Here is a 21,846-nt window from a genome sequence, read left to right as displayed (position 1 = left end):
CGGCTAGTCTCCGGCCTTGCCGTGGCTAGTCTCCGACCTGGCCGCCCTCGTCGTGGACCGGGCAGCAGGAGCGTACGGGGCACGTCCGACACTTGTCGTTGGCCCTGGCCTGGAAGACCTCCCCGGCCATGCCGGTCGCGACGATCTCGACGAGCTTCTTGGGCCACTCGGGATCGTCGTCCTCGGCGGGCGGGGGCTGCTCCTGTTCGCGCGCCTTGGCGGTGAACGCGGCCTTGCCGACCTGGACGAGCTTCGCGCCGCCCGGTTCGATCAGCCCGTGCCGCTCGAACGCGCCGAGCATCACCGCGTACTGGTAGACGCCGAGCTGCGGGTGGCGGGCCAGGTCGTCCTTGGGGACGGCGGTGGAGGACGTCTTGATGTCGATGATGACGGCGCGGCCGTCCTCGTCGCGTTCGGCGCGGTCGATGCGGCCCTTGATGACGACGCGGCCGAGGTCGACCTTGAACGACTCCTCCAGCGCGACGACCTCGTTGGGGTTGTCGCGATGCCAGGCGAGGAACTTGTCGACCATCCGGCCGGCCTGCTCGCGCTGCTTCTCGGAGTACCAGGAGCTGCGGAACTCCAGGTCGTTCCAGATCTCGTCGAGCCGTTCGGCGACATGGAGCTCGTTGACGCCGTCGTCCGCGCCGGCCAGCTCGGCGACCGCGTGGATGACCTTGCCCATGGTGCTGTACTCGTTCGGCCCGCCCTCCTGCGCGCCGACGGCGGACGCGAGCAGCCAGCGCAGCCCGCACGTCGTGAACGCCTCGACCTGGGACGGCGAGATCGTGATGGGCTCGTCCTCGGCGAACGCGGGGCCGGAGTCGGACAGTGCGGTGATGGCGTACCAGTTCTCCGGTTTCGCACCGCGCACGCCCGCGCGCGCTAGGCGCGCCAGGTGTCCGGCGGCGGCGCGCCTTAGCGGTTCTGGACGGGACGCGTCCGCGACCACGGAACGAAGGTCCGCGACGAGGGCGGACAGCGAAAGCCACCGAGTCTTCTCGTCCAGTTGCGATTGTTCGATGGCGCCTGGAAGGAGTTCGTTCAGGAACCGTGACGGCCGTTCCTCGGTGTCGTCGCCGCCCACGGCCGTCACGACCAGTCGTTTCCGGGCTCGTGTTACAGCGACGTAGAACAGGCGTCGTTCTTCGTCCAGCATCTTGGCCGCCATGGACGCGCCGGCAGCGGCGTCCCCTTCCGGCTCGGTTCCGGCGGCGTGCTCGATCAGTTCTTCGATGCCCAGCAGCGATCCGCGCAGCCGGACGTCCGGCCAGACGCCCTCCTGGACGCCGGCCACGACGACCACGTCCCACTCCAGCCCCTTGGAGCGGTGCGCCGTGAGGATCCGGACGGCCTCACCTTCCGGCGCCTGTTCGGCAAGGGTGTCCCCAGCGATTTCCTGGGACGCGATGTTGTCGACGAACAATTCAGGCCCCGCCTGCGGAAGCCGGTCGACGAACCGCGCCGCATGGTCGAACAGTGCCACGACCGCGTCAAGGTCGCGGTCAGCCGCGGCGCCGCGTGTCCCGCCCTTGACGCTTTGCTCCAGCAGGACGTCCGCTTGCCCGCTCTCCTGCCACACGGCCCACAGCACGTCCTCGGCAGAACCGCCGTCGTGGACGCTGCGCCGCGCTACATCAATCAGGTGCGCGATCCGTTCGGCCGGTGCCCGAACCCTCTCGTGGACGAGCACCAACTCACGCGGATCGTTCACGGCGGCGACCAACAATTCCCCTAGCGGACGCTGCCCACCCGACAATTCCTCCAGGTCGCGCAATGCCCGCTTCAGCCGGCGCATGGCCAGGGCGTCGGCACCGCCTAGCGGTCCGGTCAGCAGGTCTTCTGCGACGACTTCGTCCAGGAAGCCCTTCTTCAGCGCCGCCCGTAGCAGAACAAGGAATGGACGAACGGCGGGCTCACCGATGAGGGGAACCTCGTCACCCGCCACGACCACCGGCACACCGGCCTGGGCCAGCGCACGCCGAAGCACGGGCACCTGCCGTACGGCGCTGCGCACGAGGACCGCCATCCGCGACCAGGGGACGCCGTCCAGGAGGTGCGCGCGGCGCAGTTCGTCCGCGACGAGCGCCGACTCCTGGCTCTCGGAGTCGGCGATCACGGCGCGCACTTCGCCCTCTTCCAGCTCCTCCAGCGGACGCAGCGCGCGGTGCTCGGCGGCCCCCGCCGACCCGGCGGGCAGGCGCCGGGCGATCCGCCGCGACGCCGTCAGGATCTCGGCGCCCATCCGGCGGCATGTCTGCAGCGCCACGACGGACGCGGGGTCGCCGTCCAGCGTGCGGAACCGATTCGGGAAGTCCTGAATGCCGCGCACATCGGCGCCACGGAATCCGTAGATGGACTGGTCCGGGTCTCCGACCACGATGAGGTCGCGTCCGTCGCCGGCGAGGTAATGCAGTAGGGCTTCCTGCGCGGGGTCGGTGTCCTGATATTCGTCCACGAAAACGATGTCGTAGGCGTCCTGCTCCCGGATCCGCACTTCCTCGTCCGCGAGCATGCGCGCGGCCACCTGAATCAGCTCGCCGTAGTCGAACGTCGGGACGGGATCGAGCGCGAACCGATCCGCATACCGCTCCATGAATTCGCCAATGGCGGGCCAATCGTCACGGCCGCGCATGCGTCCGAGCGCGACGAGGTCTTCCCCGAACTGCCCCCGCTCTACCGCGCGCAAGGTGAAGTCACGCAGCTCTTCGGCGAACCCGCGCGTCGCCAGAGCGGCCCTCAGGCGTTCCGGCCAGCCGCGCGCACCGTCCGCCAGTTCGCCCTCCAGGAACCGTCGCACCTCAAGAAGTTGCTCCGGCCCCGACAGGAGGCGCGGTGCGGGGTCTTCGTCGAGGACCGCGTCCCGGCGGAGCAGCGCGTAGGCGTAGCTGTGGAAGGTGAGCGCGAGCGGCGTCCGCGTCGTCCGGTGCAGGCGCCCGGTGATCCGCTGCCGCAGTTCCCCCGCCGCCTTGCGGCTGAACGTCAGGACGAGGACGCGCTCCGGATCCACGCCCCGGTTCTCGATGCGGTCGACGACGGCCTCGACGATCGTGGTCGTCTTCCCGGTGCCAGGCCCGGCCAGCACGAGCATCGGCCCACCGGCATGCTCCACCACCCGCCGCTGCTGCTCGTCGAGCACGGGCGGGACGGCCCGCGCGGGACCCGCGCGGCGCACGAGACGGTAGGAAGCAGGCGGCACAACAGTTCATTGGAACAGATCACCGGGACGGTTCTGACCACAACGCACGCATGTCGCCAGAGAAACACCACGCGGCGACGGTAATCGGGACGGCCCAGTCCAGCGAGATCAGGACGGCCCAGTCCAGCGAGATCAGGACGGCCCAGTCCAGCGAGATCAGGACGGCCCAGTCCAGCGAGATCAGGACGGCCCGGTCCAGCGGGCGCGGGACATGTCGACGCGGCGGCCGTCCGGGCGCAGCGGCGTGCCCTCGGCGCGGTAGTGCTCGTGCGCCTCGATCTCGTGACCGCTCGGCGGGCGGCCGTCCGCGCGGATCACCCGCCACCACGGCACACCGCCCCCGTACAGGGACATCACGCGCCCGACCTGCCGGGGGCCGCCGCCCCGGCCGATCAGCTCGGCCACGTCGCCGTAGGCGAGGACCCGGCCCGGCGGGATCCGCTCCACCGCGTCCAGGACGGCCTCGGCGTACTCATCGGGTTCAGACCACATCCGGCGATTCTCGCGGTCTCAGGAGGGCAGGGGCGGCAGCGACCCCGGCGGCGTGGGCGGCGAGTCCGGCGGCGGTCCCGACGGCCCCGACGGCCCTGGCTGCGGCGGTCCTGGCTGCCTCGGTGGCCATGGCTGCCTTGGCTGCTGCGAATCAGGCGTCCCCGACGGCGACCCGGGTGGCCCAGGTGGCCCGGACGGCCTCGGTGGTGGCGGCGTCGAGGCCGGCGGGCCGTACAGCGGGGGATGCGGTGGGCCGCCGGGTTGCGGCGGCCGTCCCTGAGGCGGGAAGGGGCGGGGGCCGCCCATCGGCGAGCCCATCATCTGTCCCCTGGGCGGGCCGAACGGCGGGCCCATCGCCGGGCCCAGCGGCAGGCCGCCGGCAGGCCGGGGGTGGCGGCGGCGGAACGTCCTCGCGATCGCGCCGGCCGTGAGCGTCCCGCCGATCCCGGCGACCACGAGCCCGATGATCAGCGGCTGGACCCAGCCCGGCCGCTCGATGACCTCCACCGGCCCGGGATCGTCCTCCCCGAACCGCTGACCGGCGGACTTACCGGGGGATCTGCCGGACCTGGTGGAGGAAGCCAGCGCGTCGGCGGCGGACAGCGCCCGTACCGCGTGCACCTCGCCGAACCCGACGTCGGCGTCGTAGCCGCCGGTCGGCCCATGCCGGGCGCTCTGCAGCAGCGCCTGCGTGACCAGTGACGGCGACAGCTTCGGGTGCTTGGCGCGGATCAGCGCGGCGATGCCGGACACGAGCGCGCTGGAGTCGCTCGTCCCGCCGCTGGAGAAGTATCTGCCGTCCGGGGACGCGACCGGCACGTCCACGCCTGGCGCGGACAGCAGCACCGAGTAGTTGCGGTTCGAGAACGGCGCGCGCGCGTGGCCGGGCTCGGTCGCGGCGACCGCGATGACGCCCGGATAGGACGCCGGGTAGGAGTACGGCGCGAACCCGTCGCCGTCCAGGGCGCGCGGGTCGTCGCCGTCGTTGCCGACCGCGGAGACCACGACGACGCCCTTGCCGAGGGCGTATCCGATGGCGGAGCGCTCTTCGGGGACCTCCTCGTCCTTGCCGAGCGAGAGGTTGATGACGTCGGCGCCGTTGTCGGTGGCGTAGCGGATGCCGCGCGCCACGGCGGTGTCGGCCCGTTCGGACGTCCGGTAGCGGAAGAAGCTGTCGTCCTCGGGCTCGCCGATCGCCCGGATGGCGAGGATGCGGGACTCCGGCGCGATCCCGATGATGCCGGAGCCGCGCCCGGCGCCGTGGCCGTGGCCCGCGATCAGCGACGCCATCCCGGTGCCGTGCTGCCGGACCGGCTTCGTCCCGGCGTCGATCTCGGCGAGCATGTTGGGTCCGGTGGTGACGGACCCGGCCAGATCCGCCTGCCGGGCGTCGACGCCGGAGTCGACGACCGCCACGGTCACGCCCCTGCCCTTGGTGATCTTCCAGGCGGCGTTCATGCCGAGGAGGTTCAGGATGGGCCTCTGCCGGTCGCGGACGATGTCGGCGTGCGCGGGGACGGGCGTCAGCCACGTCCCGGCCAGCGCCGCCGCCGCGACCACGCCCGCCACCGTCCGCGCCCGCCGCCCCAGCCGCGCTGACTGCGCAGGCTTCGTCGACCGCGTTCGCCGCGTCCCACCCGCCTGGTGGCGCCCTGGCATCGGTGCTCCCGTCAGCATGCCCACTCGGGTTCGTCGCAGTCCGGCAGGGACTTCGCGGCAAGCGACCGCGCGATCGCGTGCCCGACCTGCGGCGCGACGATGAACGGCTCGCCCGGCCGCTCCTTCTTGATCGCCGCCCCGGGGCGGCCGTCGGTCTGGCCCGACGTCGTCAGCACGACGTACGGGCCGCCGCGGTCGATGGTCCGGTCCTGCCGGGCGGCGTCGGTGAACCGGGCGGCCGCCGTCCCGGGGAACGCCGCCGCGCGCAGCGCCGGACGCACACTGCCTCTCGCCTCAGGGCCCTGCGAGGCGGGCAGTTCCTTGTACGCCTTGTCGGCCTTCCACGGATCGGGGAACGCCACCACGCCGACCGTGACGACGATGCCCTGAAGCTGATCCACATACGTCGCGCGCAGGACGGCCCGGCAGCCGTGCCTGCCGATCGTCGCCGCGATCTCCGGATCGACGGCCTGCGCGCACGCGGCGTCGGGGACGATGCCCATCCGGGCCGCGTACTCGCTGTTTCCCGTCTGCGGGCGGTAACTGACCTGTTCGGGGAAGATGCGTTCGGCGGGCCAGGCCTGCCACCGGCGAGCGACCTCCTTGTTCGCGGCCAGTTGCAGTTCGGCGTTGGTCGGGTCGCGGTTGAGGGTCGTCCAGGCGCCGGTGAGGGAGATGCCGGTGGTGACCAGGTAGCAGCATGCGACGACGAGCGCGACGACCATCCATTGCCGTCCGCCCAGGCCGAGCACCGTCACGGACGGCGGCCCCGGCTGCCCCGGCTGCCCCGGCGAACCGGGCGGCCCCATGTAAGGCATGCCAGGAGGACGCAGACCCGCGCCAGGCGTACCAGTAGGCCCGCCCGGGGGCATGCCGGAGGGGCCACCGGCGGGCGTGCCGGGCTGTTGCGGGTGCCGCGGCGGGGGCGGCTGCTGGGAGGGGGGCAGGAATGCCACAACAGTCAAGATTAGCTTTGCTTCACGACATTCCGCCCTGACATTGCGGTGAGGGGCCCGTCCAGGACGGCGGACGCCCGGGAATGCCCCAGCGCATGGCAAGGTTGTGCGGTGAGAGGACGAAGACGTCCCGCCTAATCACGCGTCAGCACAGGAGCACCCACCGTGTCGTTGCCACCTCTGGTCGAGCCCGCAGCGGAGCTCACCCGCGACGAGGTCAACCGCTACTCGCGGCACCTGATCATCCCCGATGTGGGGATGGCCGGGCAGAAGCGCCTCAAGAACGCCAAGGTCCTGGTCGTGGGCGCGGGCGGTCTCGGCTCCCCCGCACTCCTCTATCTCGCCGCCGCTGGCGTGGGCATGCTCGGCGTCATCGATTTCGACGTCGTGGACGAGTCCAACCTGCAGCGGCAGATCATCCACCGGCAGTCGTCGCTGGGGAAGCCGAAGGTCGAGTCCGCCGCCGAGACCGTCCGTGAGATCAACCCGCTGATCGACGTGGTCGTGCACAACACCGCGCTCGACCGCGACAACATCATGGACATCTTCTCCGGCTACGACCTGATCGTGGACGGCACCGACAACTTCGCGACCCGCTACATGGTGAACGACGCCGCCGTCCTCCTGGGCAAGCCGTACGTCTGGGGTTCGATCTACCGTTTCGACGGCCAGGCGTCCGTGTTCTGGGCCGAGCACGGCCCGTGCTACCGCTGCCTCTACCCCGAGCCGCCGCCGCCGGGCATGGTCCCGTCCTGCGCCGAGGGCGGCGTGCTGGGCGTGCTGTGCGCGTCGATCGGCTCCATCCAGGTGAACGAGGCCATCAAGCTGCTGACCGGCATCGGCGAGCCCCTCGTCGGCCGCCTGATGATCTACGACGCCCTGGAGATGACGTACCGCTCGGTCAAGGTCCGCAAGGACCCGGAGTGCCCCCTGTGCGGCAAGAACCCCACGCAGACCGAGCTCCTCGAAGACTACGAGGCGTTCTGCGGCGCCGTCTCCGAAGAGGCCGCCGAGGCCGCGCAGGACTCCACCATCACCGTCACCGACCTCAAGGCCATGCAGGACCGGAACGACGACATCTTCCTGGTGGACGTCCGCGAGCCCAACGAGTACGAGATCGTCTCGATCCCCGGGGCGACCCTCATCCCGAAGGGCGAGTTCCTGAACGGCTCGGCCCTGGAGCGCCTCCCGCAGGACAAGAAGATCGTCCTGCACTGCAAGTCGGGCGCCCGCTCCGCCGAGGCCCTGGCCGTCGTCAAGAACGCGGGCTTCTCCGACGCCGTCCACGTAGGCGGCGGCGTCCTCGCCTGGGTCAACCAGATCGACCCAACCCAACCCACCTACTGACACCCCACCAAAGCCCCCGAACCCAGACACCACCCGGGTTCGGGGGCTTCGCATATGGCCGGCTTTCGCGGGCGGCCGTAATGGAGAATTCAAGCCATGCCGTCGGCCGCGGGAGCCTGGCCGTGCTGTTCCCTGTACTGGCGGGGGGACAGGCCGTAGGCGGTACGGAACGCCTGGCTGAAATGCGCGGGGCCCGAGAAGCCCCATCGGGCCGCGACGGCGCTGACCGGACGGGTCGCGAGCAGCGGTTCGGCCAGGTCGCGGCGGCAGTGCTCCAGGCGGCGTTCGCGGATCCAGCCGGCGACCGTCCGGCCTTGCGCGTGGAACAGCTTGTGCAGGTAGCGCAATGAGATGTGATGGACGGTGGCGATCGACGCCGGTCCCAGTTCAGGGTCGCCAAGGTTCTGCTCGATGAACGCGTGAATCTTGGTCAGCAGCGTCCGCTGGCGCGTGTGACGCGGCACCGAGTCGACGACGTCCAACTCGTGGGCGAGCGCCATCGTCACCATTTCGAGTGCGAGACGGGAAAGCCTGGCCGCGTCGGCCGGACTGTGCTCGTCGACGCGTCGGGCCAGGTGCAGAAGGAATGCCGACGTGAGCGCGCCGACACCGTGGCTCCCGGGAATGCGCCTCCCCGTCACGCGGCTGAGATCCCGGTCCGGCAAGGGCAACAGGGAGCGCGCGAAGCGCAGGACCAGCAGCTGACCGGACGCGACGTCCGCCGGCAGCGCCACCGAATACGGCCGCGTCGTGTCGTAAAGGACGAGATCACCGGCACCGGCCATCGCCTGGCGGTCGTCGTCCTGCACGGTGGTTCCCGCCCCGCACACGACGATGCCCAGCTTGCACAGCCGGGGGTCGTCCCGGCGCAGGAGCTCGCACGTGCGGTGGATCGCATACGGCGTCGCGGTCATCAGCGTGACCTGGATGGAGCCGAGATCACGGACGATCAGCCGGGGATGGAATGCCGCCTCCTGACCCGGTTCGCGGTACGGGTCGTAGGGCACGCGGTTCCGCGGGCCCGCTTCACGCCAGAAATCAAGACGCTCGCCGGCGGGCAACCCGTCCGTGGTCACGATGTGCATGCAGGAGATCCGTCGTCAAGGCGGCGAAGCCGCAATGTCCAGAACAAACTCTCCGGCCAGCCTTCATCACCCGGAAGGACGACAACAGGCAAGCCACAGGACATTCACAGGACGAATTGGAAGGGCGCCGACGGTGACCAAGGAGCCCGCCGGCGCCCGGGCTCTTACGGCCGGCGACAGCGACCACCACCGATTCTACTCCGGCCTACCACAGCTGCACGTACCAATACAACGGGTTTGAGTCGTAGCACATGCTGACCGCTGCTGAATGGGTGCCGCCGCTGTCGGCCAGACATCCAAGAGCCGAACCGTAGTGGACGTTCTGGAACCATTCGGGGGTCCAGAATCGCCAGTACTGTGTGTTGACGTGGGCACAGTCACGGGTGACGCTGGCATTCGACGGATTGCGCGCCGTCAGGCAGTCGCCGGTGACCTGGTTCTTCACCCACCCGCCATTCCAGATGATCCAGCGCTGGCCGCCGTCGCTGACGTTGCACGACGAGTAGTAGGCCGCGCCGCTTCTGTCGGTGTCCAGGCACCGTCCCGTTTGCCGGCTCCGGACCTGGTACGGCCCGGGCTCCCCCACCATCGAAGGCGCTGCCGCCGGCCCGGTCGTCCCCCGCCCCGCCGCGGTGGCCGAAAGCTGATCCGGCAGCGGAGCCGCCTGCGCCGTCGCGGTCGCACCCATGGGCACGAGCGCCGCGACCGTTAGGGCGATGGGCGCGACGATTCTCGCCACCGAACTTCGCACTGCCATTTCCGTCTCCTTCACGTGGTGTGCAGGCGCCGTCGCGTGACGGCCAAGCCAGAGTCTGCTCCCAGGACTCACGGGTGTCCTTACGCCTGAACGCACACCGCTTTAGCCTCCGCGCACAGCAGCGGCCGATCACACCGCACGCCAAACCAGCTCGTCCGGATACATAAGAGTTGCCCAATACGCCTAGACCTGCATTTTCGGCGGATTCTCCCAGCAGCGAATAACAGGCGTGCCCATCGATCAGCTCACCACTTCTGGGCGGACGGGTCAGGTGGCCGAGACGTCGTTGGCGCAGAGGTGAGTGAGGAGGGTGGTCAGGTCGCGGATCGTGTCCGGACCGTGTTTGGTGGTGAGGGTTTGTTCGTGGGCGCGGGCGAGGGATTCCAGGCGGGCGAGTTTGGTGCGGCCCCGGTCGGAGACGTGGACGGAGACGCGCCGCCGGTCGCGGGACGAGTGGGACCGGTACAGGTACGCCGAGTCGGCCAGCGAGTCGACGATCCGGGTCAGCGTGGGGTGCGGGATCTCTACGATGACCGCGAGTTCGCCCATCGAAATGTCGTCGGCGACCGCCAGGGCGCGCAGCACGCGCCACTGCTCCACGGACGTCCCCTCTTCTTCGAGGAAGCCGCCCAGGTCTCGGGCGAGGGCGCGCTGGGTGCGGGTGAGGAGGTCGACGAGTTCGGTGTTCGCCGTCCGGTCCAGAGTCGTGTCGTGTCGCTCGGCCACGCTGTGCCCTCCCCTCGCCCGGCCGCCCCTGCCAGAGCATACTTGCCTGGTCATGCATGGTTCAGCGGTCGTCAAAGACAGCATGGAGCTGCTGGTCGCGGGGCCGGACGGCGCCGCGCTGCGGGTCGGGCTGCTGCTGCCGCTGTCGGGGCCGCTCGGGCTGACCGGGCCGTCCGGGCTGAGTGCCGCGTGCCTGGCCGCGTCCGAGGTCAACGCGGGAGGCGGGGCCGCGGGGCGCGGGGTCGAGCTGGTGCCGGTGGACGCCGGGCGCGCCCCGGAGGCGGTGGCGGCGGAGGCCCGGCTTCTGGCGGACGCGGGGGTGGTGGAGGCGTTCGTCGGGTTTCACACGAGTGACGTGCATCGCGCCTTGGACGCGGTACTGGCCGGGCGGGTCCCGTACGTGTTCACGCCGCCGCATGAAGGGGGCCTGCGGGGAGAGGGCGTGGTGCTGCTCGGCGACGAGCCGACGCGGCAACTCGGCCCGGCGGTGCGGTGGCTGGGCGAACGGCTGAGGCTGCGGCGGTGGGCGCTGATCGGCAACGACTACATCTGGCCGCGGTCGGTGCATCGGGCGGCGTCGCGGGCGGTCCGGTCGCTGGGCGCGGTGGTCGTGATGGAGCGGCTTGTGCCGTTTCCGTGGGCGGCCGGGGAGGCGGGCTTCGAGCGGCTCGTGGACGAGTTGGGACGGACGGGCGCCGAAGCCGTGCTGCTCAGCCTGGTCGGACGGGATCTCGCTGTCTTCAACCGGGTGTTCTCCGCGTCCCGGCTGTCCTCGCGGGTGGTGCGGCTGTCGGGCGCGCTGGAGGAGAACGTCCTGCTGGCGGGCGGTGGGGACGACAGCGGCGAGCTGTACTCGGCGATGCGGTCGTTCGCCGGGCAGGGGGACGACCGGCGGATCGCGCTGGCCGAGCGGCATCGGGCGGTGTTCGGGCCGGATTGTCCGGTGCTCGACGCGTACGCGGAGGGGTGCTACGACGGCGTCCATCTGCTGGTGGCGCTCGCCGTCGCGGGGGTCCTGGACGCGCGGCGGGCCAAGGCGGCGTCGGCGCGGCTCCTCGCGGGAGCGGACGCGGGGGCAGGAACGCGGGCGGCGGCGGGAGCGGGTATTGAGGCGGGGGTGCGGCGGGCCTGGGCTTGCGCGCCGCTGGGCGTGCCGCGGTCGGGCGGCTATCTGGCGCGGGCGGACGGGCTGGATCTCACCGTGATCACCCGGCTCTGAGGTCTTTTCGTCTCAAAGCTTTTCATTTGAAAAGAATGATTCTAGGCTGCGCGCTGGAACCGCGGGGCCCGGTGCTCCTCGCGGCGAAGGAGGACGACCGTGACCGTCGAGGAAGCGCGGCCGGAAGGTCCAGCGGGGCCCGAGGGCATCGAGCGCTACGGGTACAGGCAGGAGCTGCGGCGCTCTCTCGGCTTCCGGGACCTGGTGGTCTACGGCCTGGTCTTCATGGTGCCGATCGCGCCGTTCGGGATCTTCGGCAGCGTCTTCGAGGGCTCGGGCGGCATGGTCGCGCTCGCGTACGCCGTCGGGATGCTGGTCATGCTGTTCACCGCGGCGTCGTACTGGCAGATGGCGCGGGCGTTCCCAATGGCCGGGTCCGTCTACACCTATGCCGGGCGCGGGATCGCGCAGCCGGTCGGGTTCCTGTCCGGCTGGATGATCTTCCTCGACTACGTGCTGGTGCCGGCCCTGCTGTACCTGATCGCGGGCGTGGCGATGAACTCGCTCGTGCCGGACGTCCCGGTGTGGCTCTGGCTGGTCGGCTTCGTCGTCCTCAACACGGCGGTCAACTTCTTCGGCATCGAGATGACCGCGCGGATCACCCGCGTCATGCTGGTCGCCGAGCTGATCGTGCTGGCGGTCTTCCTGGTGGTGGGCGTCGTCGCGCTGGCGCAGGGCAAGGGCCACGACGGCGGCGGGTTCACCCCGATCTACAACGACGCGACGTTCTCGTGGAGCCTGGTGTTCGGGGCCGTCTCGATCGCCGTCCTGAGCTTTCTCGGGTTCGACGGGATCTCGACGCTGGCGGAGGAGAACCGCGAGTCCGCCCGCGCCATCGGACGGTCGATGGTGGCCGCGCTGCTGCTGGTCGGCGTCCTGTTCATCGTGCAGACCTGGGTGGCGTCGCTGCTGGTGGCCGACCCGGACAAGCTCATCGCGGAGGGCGACCCCGACGGCACCTCGTTCTACGACGCCGCCGACGTCGCGGGCGGGGTCTGGCTGGCCAAGCTCACCGCCGCCGCCACGGCGATCGCGTGGGGTTTCGCCAACTCGCTGGTCGCGCAGGCCGCGACGTCCCGGCTGCTGTACGCCATGGCGCGCGACCGGCAGCTCCCCGGATTCCTGGCCAGGGTGGACGCCAAGCGGCAGGTCCCCGTCAACGCGACGCTGCTGGTCGCGGTCATCTCGCTGGCCCTCGGCCTCTACATGGAGCAGCGGGACGACGGCATCACGCTGCTCAGCTCGCTGGTCAACTTCGGCGCGATGACGGCGTTCCTGACGCTGCACGTGTCCGTCGTCGTCCACTACGTGGTGCGCGCCCGGAGCCGGAACTGGTGGGCCCACCTGATCGCGCCGGTGATCGGGTTCTGCGTCCTCGGCTACGTCGTCTACAACGCGGACGTCGCCGCGCAGGAGCTCGGGTTCATCTGGCTGGGCATCGGCGTCGTCGTGCTGATCGTGCTGCTCGCCCTGCACCGGCGTCCGGCGCTCGCGGGCATCGCGGGCGACGACGAAGACCGCGGCAAAGGGTGACTCCCGGACGGCTTCCGGGCGGGTCACGGTCAGGGGTCAGCGGCCGTGGAGGATGACCTGTCTGAGGTGGCGGGACCAGTCGCGGTGGAACGCGGCGCGATCGTTGGAGCGCGGGAACGGCTCGTCCGGGACGGGGACGCCGAGGAACGCGCACAGCGGCTCCCAGCCCTCCGCGACGTCGAAGACCAGCAGCCGCTCGTCCGGGATCGCGGCCTTCACCTCCACGACATGCCGGTCGAAGGCGCTCAGGACGTGGTCGCGGTCCTCGACGCGTCCGCCGAACGCGCGGTCGACGATGGTCGTTTCGAGCAGGCGGGGAAAGCGGGCGAGGTCCGGTGACCGCCGCGCCACCAGCCAGTTGACGACCCGCTGCCGCGGCGAACGACGCCGTTGGTCCAGAATGTTCTCGAAGATCGTCGACGCGATGCTGTCGTACCACCGTTTGGGGTCGCGGACGGTCAGGACCACCTTCGCGTCCGCATAGTGCTCCGCGAGCTCCCGCCAGTAGGACGCGGCCGGCCAGTCCACCGCCGACCCGTACCCGGCGAAGACCTTGTCCCAGTCGGCGCCTCGGCCGTCTCCCAGGTCGAGCCAGTGCCGGATGCGGTGCGGCTCCGCGATGACGCCCCACATGTGGTAGCAGGGGCCGAAGCCGAGCTGCTCCAAGGCGGTCTGGAGGGAGGCCGTGCCGGTCCGTCCGAAGCCCACTCCCATCACCTTCATGGCGACTCCGTTCCACTGATCCGTTTGTGATCCGCGCCGTCGGCGTTCGCGATGATCGCACAGAATCGTCCGTACTTACCGACCGATTCCGGACGCGCCGCGCGGGACGGGATCAGCGGCCGCGGAGGAGGAGGCGCGCCAGGCGGCGCGGGCGCTTGCGGTGCCAGGCGGCGCGCTCGTTCGACTCCGGGAACGGCTCGTCCGGGACGGGGACGCCGAGGAACGCGCACAGCGGCTCCCAGCCCTCCGCGACGTCGAAGACCAGCAGCCGCTCGTCCGGGATCGCGGCCTTCACCTCGGCGACGTGCCGGTCGAAGACGCGCAGGACGTGGTCGCGGTCGTCGATGCGCCCGTCGAACACCCGGTCCATGACGGTCGCCCGGGCCATCCGGGGGTAGAGGGCGAAGTCCGGCGACCGCCGCGCCACCAGCCGCCGGACGATCCTCCTGCGCAGCGGCAGGCGCCGTTCCGCGAGCGCGCGGGCGAAGATGGTGGACGCGACGCTGTCGTACCACCGTTCCGGGTCGCGGACGGTCAGGATCACCTTCGCGTCCGGGTAGTGATCGGCGAGTTCCCGCCAGTAGGACGCGGCGGGCCAGTCCAGCGCCGACCGGTATCCGGCGAACACGCCGTCCCAGTCGACGCCTCCGGAACCGGCCGCGGAGCCAGCTCCGGAACCGGCCTCGGAACCGGGACCGGCCTCGGGACCGGCCTCGGGACCGGCCGGGGAGACGGTGCGGCCCTCTCCGATGTCGAGCCAGTGCCGGACGCGGTGCGGCTCGGCGATGATGGTCGACATGTGGTAGCAGGGGCCGAGGCCGAGCCGTTCGAGCGCCGCCTTCAGCGAGGCCGTGCCCGTCCTGCCGAAACCCGCGCCGATCACGTCCATGCCGACTCCGTTCCGCCGATCCGCCGCCGATCCGGCCGGCCACCGGCCTCTGATCAGCCTCTGATGCTCGCCGCCTACCTTCGCGGAGGACGAACCGAATTGTGTGCGGAATCGAGGAGTCGGGCAATGAGTCTCTTTCCGGGATCGCTTCTTGACGCGCTGCGCGAGTCGCCCGGCACGGCGGCGTTCGAGCACGCCGGCCGGGTCGTCTCCCGCGACGAGTTGCTGCAGCTCATCGCCACGCTCGCGGCCGGTCTGCGGGACGCGGGGCTCGGGGCGGGCGATGGTCTCGCCGTCCGCACCGCCGTCACGCCGGAGGCGTTCGCCGCGCACATCGCCGCGCACGTCGTCGGCTGCCGCGTCGTCGGCGTCCGGCCGGGGTACGCCGCCGGTCAGCTCGCGCACGTGCTGGGGACGGGCGTCGACGCGCTGCTCGTCGATCCGGAGTCCGTGTCGCCGGATCTCCGCGAAGCCGCCGGTGAAGTGTCCGTGCTGTCGCTCGGCGGGCCGTGCCAAGGGGCGGTCGACCTCCTGGACGGCCAGGGCGGCCCGGGCCCGGGTGGCGCGGCGCTCGACATCACGGCGCGTCCCGACGACGTCGCCCTGCTGGCGTTCACCAGCGGCAGCACCGGACGGCCGAAGGGCTGCGCGGTCACCTACCGGGCGCTGAGCGAGCACTGGGCGTGGCAGCCGCGCGCCTGGGGCCCGGTCGCCGCCGGGTTCGCGGCGGCGTTCGAGCGGTACATGCTGTTCGGGACGCTGGCCAGCATGGTGGTGTTCGAGTTCGTCGCGCCGTGCCTGCTGGGCGGCGGCACCGCCGTGATCCCCGAGGACGACGGCCGCCCGCCGTTCCCGTACGCGATCGAGCGCTACGGGATCACCGGCTCGATCGTGACCGTCCCGCGCCTGGGCCAGATGCTCGACCTCCTGCGACGGGAGACGGTCGATGTGCGGAGCCTCCGCGCGCTGATGGTGTCGGGGTCGCCGCTCGGCCCGCACCGGCTGGCGGAGGCGGTGGAACGGCTCGGCCCGGTCGTCTACAACGGGTACGGGCAGACGGAGGCGGGCTCGGTCTCGATGCTGACGCCCGCCGACATCGCGGCGGGCCACGTGACGTCGGTCGGCCGCCCGCATCCGGGCGTCGAGATCAGCGTCCTGGACGACGACGGCTCCGAGCTCGCCCCAGGGCGGACGGGCGAGATCCACGTGCGGAGCCCGTACACGATGACGGGCTACTGGGCCGACCCGGACGAGAACCGCGACACGCTGCGGGACGGCTGGATCCGCACCCGCGACCTCGGTCATCTCGACGAGGACGGCTTCCTCCACCTCGACGGACGCACCCGCGACGCCGTCATGGTCAACGCGATGGTGGTGTATGCGGGCCCGATCGAACGGGTCCTCGCCGGGCATCCGGACGTCGCCGAGGCGTACGTGGTCGGGGCGCCGGACGAGAGCACCGGCGAGGCCGTCCACGCGTTCATCGTCCCGGCCGCGGGACGCACCCTGAACAACCCCGACGCCCCGGACGCCCACGAGGACCCCGACGACCCGGACCTGAACGCCCTGGACACCCCGAACCCCCCGAACAACCTGGACACCCCGGACGATGCCGTGCTGAAGGAGCTGGCCGCGCTCGTCCAGGACGAGCTGGGCGAGGACAGCGTCCCGCGGACGATCACCATCGTGCCCGGCGTGCCCACCGCCGCGAGCGGCAAGCCCGACAAGCGGGCGCTGCTGGAGATCGTGCACGGGCCTTTCTGATCAACCTCTGAGATTCGCCGCCTTCACTTGGGTTGACCGTTCAATCACATCGTCGTCGTGGTGGAGGGTGTCGTGGCGAACCAAACCCTGGACTACCTGGTGATCGGCGCCGGACCGGCCGGCCTGCAACTGGGCTACCTCCTCAAGAAGGCGGGGCGGAGGTATCTGATCCTGGAAGCGGGCGCCGCGCCGGGGATGTTCTTCCGTACGTTCCCGCGCCACCGCACCCTCATCTCCACCAACAAGAAGCACACCGGGACGGACGACCCGGAGCTCAACCTGCGGATGGACTGGAACTCGCTGCTCTCCGACGACCCCGAGCTCCTGTTCACCCGCTACAGCGACCGGTACTTCCCGCCCGCCGACGAGATGGTCCGCTACCTCGGCGACTTCGCCGAGCGCTGCGCCCTGGACATCGCCTACAACACCCGGGCCGCGTCCATCACCAGGGACGACCAGGGCCGGTTCGAGGTCGTCGACGACGGCGGCGAGACCCGGCGCGCGGAGCGGCTGATCATCGCGGCCGGCTTCACCCGGCCGAACGTCCCGCCGATCCCGGGCGTCGAGACCGCCGACCTGTACGGCGACCACTCCACCGACCCCGCCGAGTACCTGGACAAGCGGGTGCTGATCCTCGGCAAGGGCAACTCGGCGTTCGAGACGGCGGAGAATCTCATCGAGACGGCCGCGGTGATCCATGTGGCGGGGCCGCGCTCGCTCCGGATGGCGTGGCGGACGCACTTCGTCGGGCATCTGCGCGCCGTCAACAACAACTTCCTCGACACCTACCAGCTGAAGTCGCAGAACGCGATCCTGGACGGCGACGTCCGCCGCATCGAGCGGCAGCCGGACGGCGGCTACCTGGCCACGGTGGCGTTCACCCGCGTGGACGAGGTCACCAAGGACATCCCCTACGACCGGGTGATCGTGTGCACGGGCTTCCGCATGGACGCGTCGGTCTTCGGCGACGGCTGCCGCCCGGAGCTGACGATCAACGGCCGGTTCCCCGCGCTCACGCCCGCCTACGAGTCGGTGAACGTCCCCGGCCTGTACTTCGCCGGGACGCTCACGCAGTCGCGCGACTTCAAGCACGGGACCAGCGGTTTCATCCACGGCTTCCGCTACGGGACGCGGGCGCTGCACCGCATCATGGAGCACCGCTACCACGGCTCGGAGTGGCCTGGCCAGACGCTCAGCACCGACCCGAAGGAGCTCGCGGCGGCGGTGCTGGCCCGGGTGAACCGCAGCTCGGCGCTGTGGCAGCAGTTCGGCGTGCTCGCCGACGTGATCGTCCTGGACGACGCCGGCGGGGCCCGCTACCTGGAGGAGGTCCCGGCCGACTTCCGGGACGCGCCCGTCTCCGCCGCCGGCCCCGGCGGCTTCTTCTCGATCACGCTGGACTACGGGCCCGACCACGACAAGGTCGACCCGTTCGACGTGACGGTCGCGCGGATCGCGCAGAGCGACTCCGCCAAGGCGCACGAGGGCCACTACCTGCATCCGATCGTCCGGCACCACCGGGACGGCGCGGTGACGGCGGTCCACCACGTCACCGAGAACCTGGAGAACGACTGGACGTCCGAGGAGGTCCACGCCGAGCCGCTGCGGGCGTTCTTCGCCCGGCAGACCGCGCCCACCCGGGTCTGACCATGAACCCCCCGACCCCCCCGCCGACCAACCCCCCACCAGCAAACCTCCCGCCGCCCGGCACCCGGCCGTCGAACCCGGCGCCGAGCAGCGTGCGGGAGTTCGAGGCGGTGGCGCGCGAGCGCCTCGACCCGGTGCACTACGACTACTTCGCGGGCGGGGCGGGCGACGAGGTCACGCTGCGCGCCAACGAGTCGGCGTTCGGACGGCTCGCGCTGCTCCCCCGCGTCCTGCGCGGCGCCGAGAAGCCGGAGCTGGGCGTCACGCTGCTCGGCGACGCGCCGGGCGGCAGCGCGTCCATGCCGGTCCTGGTGGCGCCGACCGCGTTCCACCGGCTCGCCGACCCGGAGGGCGAGCGGGCGACGGCGCGGGCGGCCGCCGCCACCGAGACGATCATGATGGTGAGCATGGCCTCGACCGTGGCCGTCGAGGACGTCGCCGCCGCCGCGCCAGGGGCCCGGCTGTGGTTCCAGCTCTACGTCCAGCCGGACATGGCGTTCACCGAGACGCTGGTCCGGCGGGCGGAGGCGGCGGGCTGCGCGGCGCTGGTCGTCACCGTCGACTCGCCGGTCTTCGGCACGCGCGGCCGGGACGAGCGCAACGGCTTCCACGACCTGCCCGACGGCCTGTGCTGCGAGAACATGCGCGACGGCGACCGGATCAGGCCGATCGTCCTCTCCCCCGCGATCTCCTGGGACCACATCGCCCGGCTCACCGAACTGACCTCGCTCCCGATCGTGCTGAAGGGCGTCCTGCACCCGGCCGACGCCCGCACGGCACTCGACCACGGCGTGTCGGCGCTGATCGTCTCGAACCACGGCGGACGGCAGCTCGACACGGTCCCGGCCACCGTCGACGTCCTGCCGGAGATCGTGACCGCCGTCGGGGGCGCGGCGCCAGTGCTGCTGGACGGCGGCGTCCGGCGCGGCACCGACGTGCTGAAGGCGCTGGCGCTCGGCGCCGCCGCGGTCGCGGTCGGACGTCCGGTGGTCTGGGGCCTGGGCGCGGACGGCGAGAGGGGAGCCGTCCGCGTCCTGGAACTCCTGCGCGCGGAGGTCGAGGAGGCGCTGGCGCTGTGCGGGCTGGCGTCCGTCCACGACCTGGAGCCCGGCATGGTGAGGCGGCTGAGGCGGTCATGGTGACGGCGCTGGTCGCGGCGGCGGCGGTGGCCGTCGTGCTGAGCCTGCCCTGGTGGCTGCCCGGCCGGGTCGTGGCCCTGCGCGGACGCCTCTTCGCCCGGATCAACGGCAACGAGGGCATCCCCGTCCCCGGCGACCTGATCGGGCTGGAACGCTTCAGGGAGGTCTACGGGCATCCGGCGGCGGGCGGCCGGAGCAGGGGCGCCGCCCTGTCGGACCTGTTCTGGTACTGGCTGTCGCCGGGCGCCGACGTCCACCAGGAGCATCTGGAAGCGGGCGAGCGCTACGACGAGGTCGCCCGCACCACGCGCGGGTTCCTCGCCGTCCCGCGCGCGGAGGCCGAGGAGCTGACGCTCCGCTGCGTGACGCGCGTACTGCGCGAGAAGGCTCCACGCGGCGACGCGGCGCGCCTGGTGCGGCTGCGCGACCTGATGATGCCGGTCTGGGCCGAGTTCTATTACGAGCTGGTGTTCGGCGAGCCGTGCCCGCGCGCCGCCCGCGACTTGATCGTCGGCAACGCGGACGACGTCGTCACCGCGCTGAAGTGCTGCGGGCTCCGCCACATGGGCCGCCGCCACCGCCTGACCCGCTACCTCGCCGGACGGCTGGACGACGTCCGCCTCCCCCTGCCCGCCGGCCTGTCCGACGAGGAGCGCGCCTACTACCTCCAGGGAACGTTCTTCAACACGGCGGTCGTGCAGATGTCGGAGGCGATGGCGCACCTGCTGATGGTCCTCGCGCGGCACCCGGACGCGGCCGCGGTCGCGATCACCGGCGACGACCGGGCCTTCGACGCGGTCATGCAGGAGACGTTCCGGCTGTATCCGCTGTTCGGCGTCGCGCACCGCATCACCACCGGCGACATCGACCTCGACGACGGGACGTCCATCCCCGAGGGCTCGGTGCTCTGCTTCGGCTACCCCGAGTTCCACCGCGCCGGGTTCGACGACCCCGGCCGCTTCGACCCCGGCAGGTTCCGGGACGGGCCCGCCGCCAGGGAGCTGAACCACATCCCGTTCGGCATCGCCGCCAACCGGCCCTGCCCCGCCTGGCGGCTCGCGCCGATCACGATGCGGGTCGCGGCGCGGGAGATCGTGCGCCGGTACGCGCTCGCCTCGTCCGCCGCGCACACCAGATCGATGCCCAACCGGGGGCCGTGCCTGCTCGTCCCCCGCCACGCGCCCTCCGCCCAGGGGGCCCGCAAGCAGGGCCGGGCCTGGACGCACCGGACCGCGCTGCTGTTCATCTGGACGCGGGACCGCGCCGAGGACGTGTGGCGCAGCCTCGTCCAGCTCGTCCTCGGCACCTACATGGTGTGGGACGCGCGGCGGCAGCGGCTCTGCGAACGCCACTTCGCACAACTGGAGACCAGCCATGCCTCATCTCGCAGCGGCACCCGTTGACCCGAACCTTGAGCTGATGCTCAAGGTGTTCCCCGCGCTCATCGTCATCCTGATCGCCGCCGGGGTGTGCGGACGCCTCGCGCTGACGGTCGGCCAGCCGCGCGTCCTCGGCGAGATGATCGCGGGCGTCCTGCTCGGCCCGACGCTGTTCGGGGCGGTGTGGCCGGACGCGCAGGAGAAGGTGTTCCCGGACGAGGTCGTCCCGGTCCTCTACGTCCTGAGCACCTTCGGGCTGACCCTGTACATGTTCCTCGTCGGCGCGGGCCTGGACCACGGCTCGCGGACACCGGGCGAAGGACGGCGCGCGCCGCTGCTCGCCCTGTCGGGGATACTGCCGTCGCTCGTCCTCGGATTCGCCGTCGGCGCCGTCCTGTGGGGCACGCTGTCGCGCGACGACGTCGGCCGGTGGGAGTTCGCGCTGTTCGTCGGCGGTGCGCTGTCGCTGACCGCGTTCCCGATGCTGGCCAGGATCCTGTACGAGCGGGGCCTGGAGAACTCGCAGCTCGGACGGCTGTCGCTGCTGGCCGCGTCCATCGACGACGCGGCGGCGTGGTGCCTGCTCGCGGTCCTGTCGGCGTGGCACCTCGGCACCGGCTCGGGCGACGCGGTGCGCACCATCGGGCTCGCGGCCGTGTTCGCGGCGGTGATGCTGCTGGTGGTCTCGCGGCTGCTGCGTCCGCTCGGAGAGCAGGTGGTCCGGACGGGCACGCTCAATCCGACCGCGCTGTACATCGTCGTCATCGTGCCGCTGGCGGCGGGCTGGGCCACGGACTGGATCGGCGTCTACTCGGTGTTCGGCGGGTTCGTCGCCGGGCTCGCCATGCCCCGCGACGCGGCGTTCCGCAAGGAGCTGCACGCCCGGATGATGGGCGTCGTCTCGACGCTGCTGCTGCCGGTGTTCTTCGCCTTCTCCGGCCTGAACACCGAGCTCGGCGGCATCACCGGCGGCACCCTGGTGCTCGCCTTCCTCGCGATCATGACCGCGGGGTTCTGCGGGAAGTACTTCGGGTGCGCGCTGGCGATGCGGTGGCTCGGGTTCGGCTGGCGCGACGCCTACGCGGTCGGCGGGCTGATGAACGCGCGCGGCCTGATGATCCTGATCTTCATCAACATCGGGCTGGCGCAGGGCATGATCACCCGGGAGCTGTTCGCGATGCTGGTGCTCGTCGCGGTCATCACCACCGCGGGCGCCGTCCCGCTCTACCGGCTGGCGCTGCCGGAGCGGCTGGAGCGCGAACGCGTCCCGGACGAGCCGGAGCCCGTCGCGCGGGCCGCCTGACGGCACGGCGGCCACGGAACATGACGAGT

Annotated in this window: 17 protein-coding genes; 8 read left to right on the top strand and 9 right to left on the bottom strand. The window is 71.4% G+C overall.

Features of this window, described 5'->3' with window-relative positions:
* Positions 1 to 25 precede the first annotated feature (25 nt).
* From ACH34T_RS24745 to ACH34T_RS24730, 4 genes are all read right to left on the bottom strand, one after another.
* Positions 26 to 3,199 (bottom strand): ATP-dependent helicase, encoded by a 3,174-nt coding sequence (locus ACH34T_RS24745; RefSeq protein WP_396023292.1) that lies wholly within the window; start codon positions 3,197 to 3,199, stop codon positions 26 to 28.
* 180 nt (positions 3,200 to 3,379) lie between these two features.
* On the bottom strand, positions 3,380 to 3,691 hold the full coding sequence (locus tag ACH34T_RS24740; protein ID WP_396023291.1) for an MGMT family protein: 312 nt from the start codon (positions 3,689 to 3,691) through the stop codon (positions 3,380 to 3,382).
* Positions 3,692 to 3,709: 18 nt separating this feature from the next.
* Positions 3,710 to 5,251: a S8 family peptidase gene (locus ACH34T_RS24735; protein ID WP_396023290.1), complete on the bottom strand. Its 1,542-nt coding sequence runs from the start codon at positions 5,249 to 5,251 to the stop codon at positions 3,710 to 3,712.
* A gap of 110 nt (positions 5,252 to 5,361) precedes the next feature.
* On the bottom strand, positions 5,362 to 6,159 hold the full coding sequence (locus ACH34T_RS24730) for a hypothetical protein (protein WP_396023289.1): 798 nt from the start codon (positions 6,157 to 6,159) through the stop codon (positions 5,362 to 5,364).
* Between the two features lie 312 nt (positions 6,160 to 6,471).
* Here ACH34T_RS24730 and moeZ point away from each other — a divergent pair, with 312 nt between their 5' ends.
* Positions 6,472 to 7,653, top strand: coding sequence for an adenylyltransferase/sulfurtransferase MoeZ (moeZ, locus tag ACH34T_RS24725; RefSeq protein ID WP_396023288.1), 1,182 nt, complete (start codon positions 6,472 to 6,474; stop codon positions 7,651 to 7,653).
* A gap of 89 nt (positions 7,654 to 7,742) precedes the next feature.
* Here moeZ and ACH34T_RS24720 read toward each other — a convergent pair whose 3' ends face one another.
* The 3 genes from ACH34T_RS24720 to ACH34T_RS24710 form a co-directional block, all read right to left on the bottom strand.
* Complete coding sequence (locus tag ACH34T_RS24720) at positions 7,743 to 8,738, bottom strand: helix-turn-helix domain-containing protein (protein WP_396023287.1); 996 nt, start codon at positions 8,736 to 8,738, stop codon at positions 7,743 to 7,745.
* 205 nt (positions 8,739 to 8,943) lie between these two features.
* Positions 8,944 to 9,495 (bottom strand): ricin-type beta-trefoil lectin domain protein, encoded by a 552-nt coding sequence (locus ACH34T_RS24715; protein ID WP_396023286.1) that lies wholly within the window; start codon positions 9,493 to 9,495, stop codon positions 8,944 to 8,946.
* A 267-nt stretch (positions 9,496 to 9,762) separates the two neighbouring features.
* Positions 9,763 to 10,221, bottom strand: coding sequence for a MarR family winged helix-turn-helix transcriptional regulator (locus ACH34T_RS24710; RefSeq protein WP_396023285.1), 459 nt, complete (start codon positions 10,219 to 10,221; stop codon positions 9,763 to 9,765).
* Between the two features lie 52 nt (positions 10,222 to 10,273).
* On the opposite strand from ACH34T_RS24710, the gene ACH34T_RS24705 reads away from it, so the two are divergent.
* Both ACH34T_RS24705 and ACH34T_RS24700 read left to right on the top strand, forming a co-directional pair.
* Positions 10,274 to 11,440 carry an ABC transporter substrate-binding protein gene (locus ACH34T_RS24705; protein WP_396023284.1) on the top strand — a complete coding sequence of 389 codons (1,167 nt, stop codon included), beginning with the start codon at positions 10,274 to 10,276 and terminating at the stop codon, positions 11,438 to 11,440.
* A gap of 99 nt (positions 11,441 to 11,539) precedes the next feature.
* Positions 11,540 to 12,973, top strand: a complete 1,434-nt coding sequence (locus tag ACH34T_RS24700) for an APC family permease (protein WP_396023283.1) — start codon at positions 11,540 to 11,542, stop codon at positions 12,971 to 12,973.
* 36 nt (positions 12,974 to 13,009) lie between these two features.
* On the opposite strand, the gene ACH34T_RS24695 is transcribed toward ACH34T_RS24700, so the two are convergent.
* Together ACH34T_RS24695 and ACH34T_RS24690 are read right to left on the bottom strand one after the other, a co-directional pair.
* Positions 13,010 to 13,696 (bottom strand): sulfotransferase family protein, encoded by a 687-nt coding sequence (locus tag ACH34T_RS24695; protein WP_396023282.1) that lies wholly within the window; start codon positions 13,694 to 13,696, stop codon positions 13,010 to 13,012.
* Positions 13,697 to 13,808: 112 nt separating this feature from the next.
* Positions 13,809 to 14,585 carry a sulfotransferase family protein gene (locus ACH34T_RS24690; RefSeq protein WP_396023281.1) on the bottom strand — a complete coding sequence of 259 codons (777 nt, stop codon included), beginning with the start codon at positions 14,583 to 14,585 and terminating at the stop codon, positions 13,809 to 13,811.
* 126 nt (positions 14,586 to 14,711) lie between these two features.
* Between ACH34T_RS24690 and ACH34T_RS24685 the strand changes: the two genes are divergently transcribed.
* The 5 genes from ACH34T_RS24685 to ACH34T_RS24665 all read left to right on the top strand — a co-directional run bounded on the left by ACH34T_RS24685 (position 14,712) and on the right by ACH34T_RS24665 (position 21,817).
* Positions 14,712 to 16,349 (top strand): class I adenylate-forming enzyme family protein, encoded by a 1,638-nt coding sequence (locus ACH34T_RS24685; protein ID WP_396023280.1) that lies wholly within the window; start codon positions 14,712 to 14,714, stop codon positions 16,347 to 16,349.
* 72 nt (positions 16,350 to 16,421) lie between these two features.
* The gene (locus tag ACH34T_RS24680) at positions 16,422 to 17,996 is read left to right on the top strand and encodes an NAD(P)-binding domain-containing protein (RefSeq protein WP_396023279.1); all 1,575 of its coding nucleotides are present in this window, start codon (positions 16,422 to 16,424) and stop codon (positions 17,994 to 17,996) included.
* Positions 17,997 to 17,998: 2 nt separating this feature from the next.
* The gene (locus ACH34T_RS24675; RefSeq protein WP_396023278.1) at positions 17,999 to 19,138 is read left to right on the top strand and encodes an alpha-hydroxy acid oxidase; all 1,140 of its coding nucleotides are present in this window, start codon (positions 17,999 to 18,001) and stop codon (positions 19,136 to 19,138) included.
* The gene (locus ACH34T_RS24670) at positions 19,132 to 20,538 is read left to right on the top strand and encodes a cytochrome P450 (RefSeq protein ID WP_396023277.1); all 1,407 of its coding nucleotides are present in this window, start codon (positions 19,132 to 19,134) and stop codon (positions 20,536 to 20,538) included. The genes ACH34T_RS24675 and ACH34T_RS24670 overlap by 7 nt, the downstream gene beginning before the upstream one ends.
* Positions 20,510 to 21,817 (top strand): cation:proton antiporter, encoded by a 1,308-nt coding sequence (locus tag ACH34T_RS24665; RefSeq protein ID WP_396023276.1) that lies wholly within the window; start codon positions 20,510 to 20,512, stop codon positions 21,815 to 21,817. The genes ACH34T_RS24670 and ACH34T_RS24665 overlap by 29 nt, the downstream gene beginning before the upstream one ends.
* The last annotated feature ends 29 nt before the right edge of the window (positions 21,818 to 21,846 follow it).

Source organism: Actinomadura sp. 9N215 (assembly GCF_044326345.1).
GTDB lineage: Bacteria > Actinomycetota > Actinomycetes > Streptosporangiales > Streptosporangiaceae > Spirillospora.
Note: the sequence above shows the minus strand (reverse complement) of the source record. Positions and strands in the feature narration are given on the sequence as shown.

Bases quoted from the DNA above. Each gene is read 5' to 3' on its own strand.
- ACH34T_RS24690 (WP_396023281.1), bottom strand. From the start codon at position 14,585: ATGGACGTGATCGGCGCGGGTTTCGGCAGGACGGGCACGGCCTCGCTG.
- ACH34T_RS24730 (WP_396023289.1), bottom strand. From the start codon at position 6,159: ATGGGGCCGCCCGGTTCGCCGGGGCAGCCGGGGCAGCCGGGGCCGCCG.
- ACH34T_RS24695 (WP_396023282.1), bottom strand. From the start codon at position 13,696: ATGAAGGTGATGGGAGTGGGCTTCGGACGGACCGGCACGGCCTCCCTC.
- ACH34T_RS24665 (WP_396023276.1), top strand. From the start codon at position 20,510: ATGCCTCATCTCGCAGCGGCACCCGTTGACCCGAACCTTGAGCTGATG.
- ACH34T_RS24675 (WP_396023278.1), top strand. From the start codon at position 17,999: ATGAACCCCCCGACCCCCCCGCCGACCAACCCCCCACCAGCAAACCTC.
- ACH34T_RS24715 (WP_396023286.1), bottom strand. From the start codon at position 9,495: ATGGCAGTGCGAAGTTCGGTGGCGAGAATCGTCGCGCCCATCGCCCTA.
- ACH34T_RS24685 (WP_396023280.1), top strand. From the start codon at position 14,712: ATGAGTCTCTTTCCGGGATCGCTTCTTGACGCGCTGCGCGAGTCGCCC.
- ACH34T_RS24670 (WP_396023277.1), top strand. From the start codon at position 19,132: ATGGTGACGGCGCTGGTCGCGGCGGCGGCGGTGGCCGTCGTGCTGAGC.
- ACH34T_RS24720 (WP_396023287.1), bottom strand. From the start codon at position 8,738: ATGCACATCGTGACCACGGACGGGTTGCCCGCCGGCGAGCGTCTTGAT.
- ACH34T_RS24705 (WP_396023284.1), top strand. From the start codon at position 10,274: ATGCATGGTTCAGCGGTCGTCAAAGACAGCATGGAGCTGCTGGTCGCG.
- ACH34T_RS24740 (WP_396023291.1), bottom strand. From the start codon at position 3,691: ATGTGGTCTGAACCCGATGAGTACGCCGAGGCCGTCCTGGACGCGGTG.